The organism is Candidatus Fusobacterium pullicola, from assembly GCA_018883725.1.
GTDB classification, from domain to species: Bacteria; Fusobacteriota; Fusobacteriia; order Fusobacteriales; family Fusobacteriaceae; genus Fusobacterium_A; species Fusobacterium_A pullicola.
This window is the reverse complement of sequence record JAHLFN010000059.1, coordinates 23867-29866: the sequence shown is the minus strand read 5'-3', so window position 1 is coordinate 29866 and position 6000 is coordinate 23867. Positions and strand designations below refer to the sequence as shown.

The following is a 6000-nucleotide window of genomic DNA, read 5'->3' as shown; positions in this document are numbered from 1 at the left end:
GTGTAGGACGCGTTGTATCCGAATTTAAGCCTTTGGAGAGTTATATCAAACGAAAGTAGCTTAGGCAAAATCGGACTTGTAGAAGAAGGAAATAAACAAATTTCTATATTTTTATAGATTTTTGGCAACGGGAGTATATGAAAATAGGATTGGTTTTAGAAGGTGGTGGAATGAGAGGTATCTATACAGTTGGAGTATTAGATGCCTTTACAAAATATAATTTTATGCCAGATTATTTAATTGGGGTATCGGCAGGAGCTTCGAATGGAGTTTCATATATCTCTAGACAGAAAGGAAGAGCTCTTAGAACAAATATTAACTATATAGGAGACAAGAGATACTTGAGTTGGAGCAACTATATAAAGACTGGCTCACTTTTTGGAATGGATTTTTTATACGAAGAGATTCCACAAAAATTGGATCCATTTGATTATGAAAGTTTTTTTGAAAATCCATGTGATTTTAAAGTTGGAGTTACAAATGCTGAAACTGGAAAGGCAGAGTTTTATGGAAAGGATTCTCTTCGTGATGGGGCAACTGTTTTAAAAGCTTCATCATCTATTCCACTTGTAGCTAATCCTGTAAATTATAGAGGAAATACATACTTTGATGGTGGAACTGCAGCTCCAATTCCTGTAGGAGAAGCTTTAAAAGATGGATGCGATAAGATAATAGTGGTTTTAACAAGAGATAGAAATTTTATAAAACCACCATTGAGATGTTTTCCCTTAGTAGCTTGGAAGATGAAAGAATATCCGGCTATGGTAGATTTATTGAAAAGACACCATGAGGTGTATAGAGAGAATCAAGAGGAGATAAGAAGACTAGAAAAAGAGGGTAAAGCTATGGTTATAGCCCCAGCTGCTCCTCTACAAATAGATAGATTTGAGAAGAGCAGAGAGAGGCTATTAGCTGTTTACCATCAAGGTCTTGCAGATGGTGAGAGGTTTATAAAAAATTTTAAAAAAGAAAATATATAGTACTTTTAAGCTTCTAATAAAGATTTACCTAATTTAATATGATGGGTGATGATATCAAAAGTTTTATTTAATTTTTTTCTTTCTGAAGAGTTAAGGGATAATTCAATGATATCCTCAATCCCATCTTTTCCTATAACCACTGGAACTCCAGCATATAGTCCATTAGCTCCATATTCACCTTGTAAAAAAGCACTACAAGGTATGACTTTTTTTTCATCATGAAAAATAGCTCTGATAATATCAGTACAAGTGCAAGCTATTCCAAATTCAGTACTTTGTTTTCCCACATATATATCCCAACCAGCAGCAGCTGTTTTGGCTTCAATGGCTTCAAAATCTATTTTTTCAAATTTAGGAGCTCTCTCTTCGATATAGTCAGTTAATTTTTTACCGTTGATATATGCACAAGAGATAGCAGCAACTTGGGAATTACCATGTTCTCCTAACATATATGCTTGAATTGATTTAGCATCTATATCAAGCTCTTCACTTAAAATTCTACGTAATCTAGCAGAGTCAAGACCTGTTCCAGTACCAATAACTTTATTGTATGGTAGACCAGATAGTTGCTGTACAAAGTAAGTTATTATATCAACAGGATTAGTAATAACAACAAAATAACCATTAAAACCAGCTTTCATAACTTTAGGTACAAATGATTCTACTATTTTTAAAGAACGTTCAAGTTCAGCTAGCCTATCCTTAGCTACATTGTCAATAGTACCAATACTAATAACTACTACATCTCTATCTTTCATATCTTCGTAAGAACCAGCTTTAATTTTTGCTCTATGAGGCAGAAAACTTACAGTATCCATACAATCTAATGCTTGAGATTTAGCTTTTTGTTCATCTACATCTACTAAAATAATATCATCTGCTACTCCTTGAAGTATTAATGAGAGTGCACAATGACTACCAACATGCCCAGCTCCAATAATTCCGACTTTTCTAACATTTAACATAAAAAATTCCCCCTTGATGAAAAGTTTATTATTTAATATACATCAATCAGTTGTAATTGTCAAATAAAATAATATCTCTATAAAATATCATTTAATGTGAACCTCTCCCAGAAAAAAATTGCATAAAATCCTTCCCTTAAATCAAAAAAACTAGCTAAATAGCTGGTAAATTCTATAAAAAAAAGCCAATAGTTTTACTATTGGCTAAAAAACATAGATATGCTCATAGGATAAAAATATCCTAATCTTTACAAAATTAGACCTAGCCATAATTAAAATATATTAAATTTGTATTTTAATATGCCTTTGCCTTAATTTCATAATCTATTCCCCCTAAAATTTTATTAAATACAAGTATAGAGGAAAAAGATAAAAATGTCAATAAAAAATTACATATGTATTAGTTTAAAGGAAGAATTTGAATCTCTACTCTTCTGTTTTCAGCTCTTCCTTCTGCTGTACTGTTAGTTGCTCTTGGGTTGTTTATTCCATGTCCAACAGATGTAACTCTAGAAGAAGCTACTCCTTGAGAGATTAGATAATTTCTAACGCTGTCAGCTCTTCTTTGAGAAAGATCTAAGTTGTAGCTAGCTGCTCCTGTATTATCAGTATATCCATTTACAACTATTCTAGTTTCTGGATATTGTACTAGAACAGAAGCTATAGAGTTTAATGGACTGTAGAAGTTAGAAGCTATATTAGCACTGTTAGTAGCGAAAGTAACTCCTCCTGGAAGGTAAAGATTTAAGTTATCTCCTTCTGTAGTAACTTCTACTTCAGTATTTTTTAATCTCTCTCTTAGTTCTTGCTCTTGGTGATCTCTATATGCTCCCCAACCTAGTCCAGCTAAAGCACCAATTCCAGCTCCGATAAGAGTTCCTTTAGTATCTTTACCGATAAGTTGTCCTATTAATGCTCCTGCAGCAGCTCCACCAGCTGTACCAGTTGTTTTCTTATTAACTGATCCAGTTTCATCCATAAATGGAGAAGAAGTACATCCAGTTAAAGTTAAACCTAATAATATACCACCTAATATTTTTTTTGTATTTTTCATAAAAATACCCCCCCTGATTTAAATATATAAATACTCTAAGTATATTATATAATAAATTTAAAAAAAATTCTAAAGGATTTTAAAAAAATTTTTAGAATTTTTATCTATTTTTTTAGAGAAAATACAAAAAATAAAAAGAAAATTAAAAAAAATGTTGTTATAAATTTAATAAAATCAATGGTTAGTGAAGTGGTTTAAAAAAAGTGAAAAAAATTTTAAAAAAAATGTTGACAGTTTTTGATATAGGTGCTATAATTATTCTTGTCTTGAGAGAAAGGCGTCGGAATATAGCGCAGTCCGGTAGCGCATCTGCCTTGGGAGCAGGGGGCCGCAAGTTCGAATCTTGCTATTCCGACCATTAAATCTGCGGGAATAGCTCAGTTGGTAGAGCGTCAGCCTTCCAAGCTGAATGTCGCGAGTTCGACCCTCGTTTCCCGCTCCAATTAATGTGTCTGTAGCTCAGCTGGATAGAGCAACGCCCTTCTAAGGCGTGGGTCAGGAGTTCGAATCTCTTCAGACACGCCACTAATACAGACAAAACAAATAGATATGGTGACCGTAGTTCAGTTGGTAGAGCGCCAGTTTGTGGCACTGGTTGTCGCGAGTTCGAGCCTCGTCGGTCACCCCATTAAAAACTTAATAAGATGCGTCATTAGCTCAGCTGGTAGAGCACACGACTTTTAATCGTGTTGCCACAGGTTCAAATCCTGTATGACGCACCATTCGTGCGAGGATGGCGGAATTGGCAGACGCGCTAGACTTAGGATCTAGTGTCCCAGACGTGAGAGTTCAAGTCTCTCTCTTCGCACCATGTAGCTAGTAAGAGATTCTAAAGAATCTCTTTTTTTTATTTTATTCTAACTTGTACAAATGAGGAAAAGATGAGAAATATAAAGATAGTGTATAGATATGATGGAAGTATGTTTTATGGATTTCAAAGACAGCCAGAGAAAAGAACAGTTCAAGGAGAGATTGAAAAGCTTTTAGATGTAGTATTAAAAGATAAGATAGATATGATATCTTCAGGAAGAACAGATAGAGGGGTTCATGCTTTAATTCAAGTTTCAAACTTTCATACTAATTCAACAATTCCTTTAGATAAATTAAAGTATGTTCTTACAAGAGGGTTACCATTGGATATAGAGCTTTTAGAGATAGAAGAGGTAGAGGAGAGTTTTAACTCTAGATTTGATGCTAAAAGCAGAGGTTATAGCTATATTATTTCATGGGAGAGAGATCCTTTCAAAAGTAGATATGAAACATATGTCAATAAGGAGATAGATGAGGAGAGATTTCAAAAAATTTTATCTGTATTAGTAGGGATACATGATTTTAATAATTTTAGAATGAGTGATTGTGGAAGTAAGACTTCTGTAAGAGAGATATATAGTATAGAGGTAAAAAAAATATCTGAGTTTAGAATACAGATAGAGATTATGGGAAGCTCCTTCTTAAAATCTCAGATAAGGATAATAATAGGAACAGCTTTGAATATATATTTTGGTAATTTACCAGAGGATTATATGGAGAGTATGCTAAAAAATCCTGATAAAAAGCATTTAAAGAAGGTTGCAGAGCCAAATGGCTTATATCTATCTCAAGTAAACTACTAGGAGGAAAAATGGAGTTTAAAGAGTTAAAAGAAGTGGATTTAGATACATTGAATAAGATAGTTGAAATAGAAGAGGAAGCTTTTGAAGGAAATGGAAATGTAGACCTATGGATATTAAAAGCTTTAATAAGATATGGTAAAGTTTTTATATTAGAGGAAGCTGGAGAGATAATATCTATAGTTGAGTATATGCAGGAGTTTCAAAAGGATAGTTTGTTTCTATACGGGATATCAACAAGAAAAAAGTATAGAAATCGTGGATATGCAAAAAAGATTATGTTAGATAGTGAGGAGTATCTAAGAAAACTTAATTACAAAGAGATAGCTTTAACAGTGGATCCAAATAATGAGTACGCTTTAAAACTGTATAAGGATTTGGGATATAGTATAGTAGAATATCAGGAAAATGAGTACGGAAAAGGGGTTCATAGATACTTGATGAAAAAAGTCATAATTTAAGTGAAAATACTTGACAATGAATATAAAATAGTGTACCATATAAATATAGAATAGTTACAAAATTGAGTTGAAATCGGATAGGAGGTGTAGGGGTGGAGTTTCAAATTGAAAATATAGGAGAGTACCTAAAATCTCATGATATAAAGCCATCTTATCAGAGAATGAAGATATTTCAATATCTAGTTGAAAAGAAAAATCATCCTACAGTAGATATGATATACAAAGCATTGTGTACAGAGATACCTACTCTATCGAAAACAACTGTTTACAACACTTTAAATCTATTTATTGAGAAAAAGATAGTAAATGTTATTGTGATTGAGGAAAATGAGACTAGATATGATAGTATCATGGATGTTCACGGACACTTCAAATGTGAAAAGTGTGGAAGAATATTTGATATTGAAGTTGATAACAGAGCTTTTAATGAAAGAGATTTAAAAGATTTTAAAATTAATGAGCAACACTATTATTTTAAAGGAATTTGTAAAGAGTGTGCGAATAATAAATAAGAGAGATTTTATTTAGGAGGGATGTACATGAAAAAAAATGCATTTATAAAATTAGGATGTAGTGCTTTAGTTCAATTAATAACTAACAAAGAGAGTTGTTGTGAAACTTTACCAAGTGGATTTGAATTAGTGACACCTAAGACTCAAGATGCAACTACAGAAAAGCACGTTCCATATATTGAAGAAAAAGAGAATGGTTATTTAGTGAAAGTAGGAAAAGAAACAAAGCATCCAATGCAAGAAGCTCATTTTATCGAGTTTATAGAATTAGAAATAGATGAAGATTTATTGTATAGAAAATACTTAAAACCAGGACAAGAGCCAGAAGTTTTCTTTGAAGTACCAAAAGGAAAAGATATTGTGGCAAGGGAGTATTGTAATATTCATGGATTATGGTCAAGCAAATAGAAATTAAGAA

General features: G+C 32.5%; 7 protein-coding genes and 6 tRNA genes. 11 read left to right on the top strand and 2 right to left on the bottom strand.

Going from position 1 to position 6000, the window contains the following annotated elements; all coding sequences use genetic code 11:
- The first annotated feature begins 137 nt into the window (after positions 1-137).
- Entirely contained in the window at positions 138-980 is an 843-nt protein-coding gene (locus IAA47_06325) for a patatin family protein (GenBank protein ID MBU3842577.1), read from the top strand.
- Positions 981-985: 5 nt separating this feature from the next.
- On the opposite strand, the gene IAA47_06320 is transcribed toward IAA47_06325, so the two are convergent.
- Complete coding sequence (locus tag IAA47_06320; protein ID MBU3842576.1) at positions 986-1945, bottom strand: L-lactate dehydrogenase; 960 nt, start codon at positions 1943-1945, stop codon at positions 986-988.
- Positions 1946-2345: 400 nt separating this feature from the next.
- The gene (locus tag IAA47_06315) at positions 2346-2999 is read right to left on the bottom strand and encodes an OmpA family protein (protein ID MBU3842575.1); all 654 of its coding nucleotides are present in this window, start codon (positions 2997-2999) and stop codon (positions 2346-2348) included.
- A gap of 281 nt (positions 3000-3280) precedes the next feature.
- Here IAA47_06315 and IAA47_06310 point away from each other — a divergent pair.
- The 10 genes from IAA47_06310 (at position 3281) to IAA47_06265 (ending at position 5990) form a co-directional block, all read left to right on the top strand.
- Positions 3281-3357, top strand: a tRNA-Pro gene (locus IAA47_06310).
- An 8-nt stretch (positions 3358-3365) separates the two neighbouring features.
- Positions 3366-3441 (top strand) — tRNA-Gly (locus IAA47_06305).
- Between the two features lie 6 nt (positions 3442-3447).
- Positions 3448-3524, top strand: a tRNA-Arg gene (locus tag IAA47_06300).
- 27 nt (positions 3525-3551) lie between these two features.
- Positions 3552-3627, top strand: a tRNA-His gene (locus IAA47_06295).
- A gap of 18 nt (positions 3628-3645) precedes the next feature.
- Positions 3646-3721 (top strand) — tRNA-Lys (locus tag IAA47_06290).
- 5 nt (positions 3722-3726) lie between these two features.
- Positions 3727-3810 (top strand) — tRNA-Leu (locus IAA47_06285).
- Positions 3811-3880: 70 nt separating this feature from the next.
- Positions 3881-4612 carry a tRNA pseudouridine(38-40) synthase TruA gene (gene truA, locus IAA47_06280; protein ID MBU3842574.1) on the top strand — a complete coding sequence of 244 codons (732 nt, stop codon included), beginning with the start codon at positions 3881-3883 and terminating at the stop codon, positions 4610-4612.
- 8 nt (positions 4613-4620) lie between these two features.
- Positions 4621-5070, top strand: a complete 450-nt coding sequence (locus tag IAA47_06275; protein MBU3842573.1) for a GNAT family N-acetyltransferase — start codon at positions 4621-4623, stop codon at positions 5068-5070.
- Positions 5071-5162: 92 nt separating this feature from the next.
- A complete protein-coding gene (locus IAA47_06270; protein MBU3842572.1) occupies positions 5163-5582 on the top strand; it encodes a transcriptional repressor in 420 nt (139 codons plus the stop codon).
- 27 nt (positions 5583-5609) lie between these two features.
- Positions 5610-5990 carry a desulfoferrodoxin gene (locus IAA47_06265; protein ID MBU3842571.1) on the top strand — a complete coding sequence of 127 codons (381 nt, stop codon included), beginning with the start codon at positions 5610-5612 and terminating at the stop codon, positions 5988-5990.
- The last annotated feature ends 10 nt before the right edge of the window (positions 5991-6000 follow it).

Bases quoted from the DNA above. Each gene is read 5' to 3' on its own strand.
- IAA47_06265 (MBU3842571.1), top strand. From the start codon at position 5,610: ATGAAAAAAAATGCATTTATAAAATTAGGATGTAGTGCTTTAGTTCAA.
- IAA47_06275 (MBU3842573.1), top strand. From the start codon at position 4,621: ATGGAGTTTAAAGAGTTAAAAGAAGTGGATTTAGATACATTGAATAAG.
- IAA47_06325 (MBU3842577.1), top strand. From the start codon at position 138: ATGAAAATAGGATTGGTTTTAGAAGGTGGTGGAATGAGAGGTATCTAT.
- truA (MBU3842574.1), top strand. From the start codon at position 3,881: ATGAGAAATATAAAGATAGTGTATAGATATGATGGAAGTATGTTTTAT.
- IAA47_06320 (MBU3842576.1), bottom strand. From the start codon at position 1,945: ATGTTAAATGTTAGAAAAGTCGGAATTATTGGAGCTGGGCATGTTGGT.
- IAA47_06315 (MBU3842575.1), bottom strand. From the start codon at position 2,999: ATGAAAAATACAAAAAAAATATTAGGTGGTATATTATTAGGTTTAACT.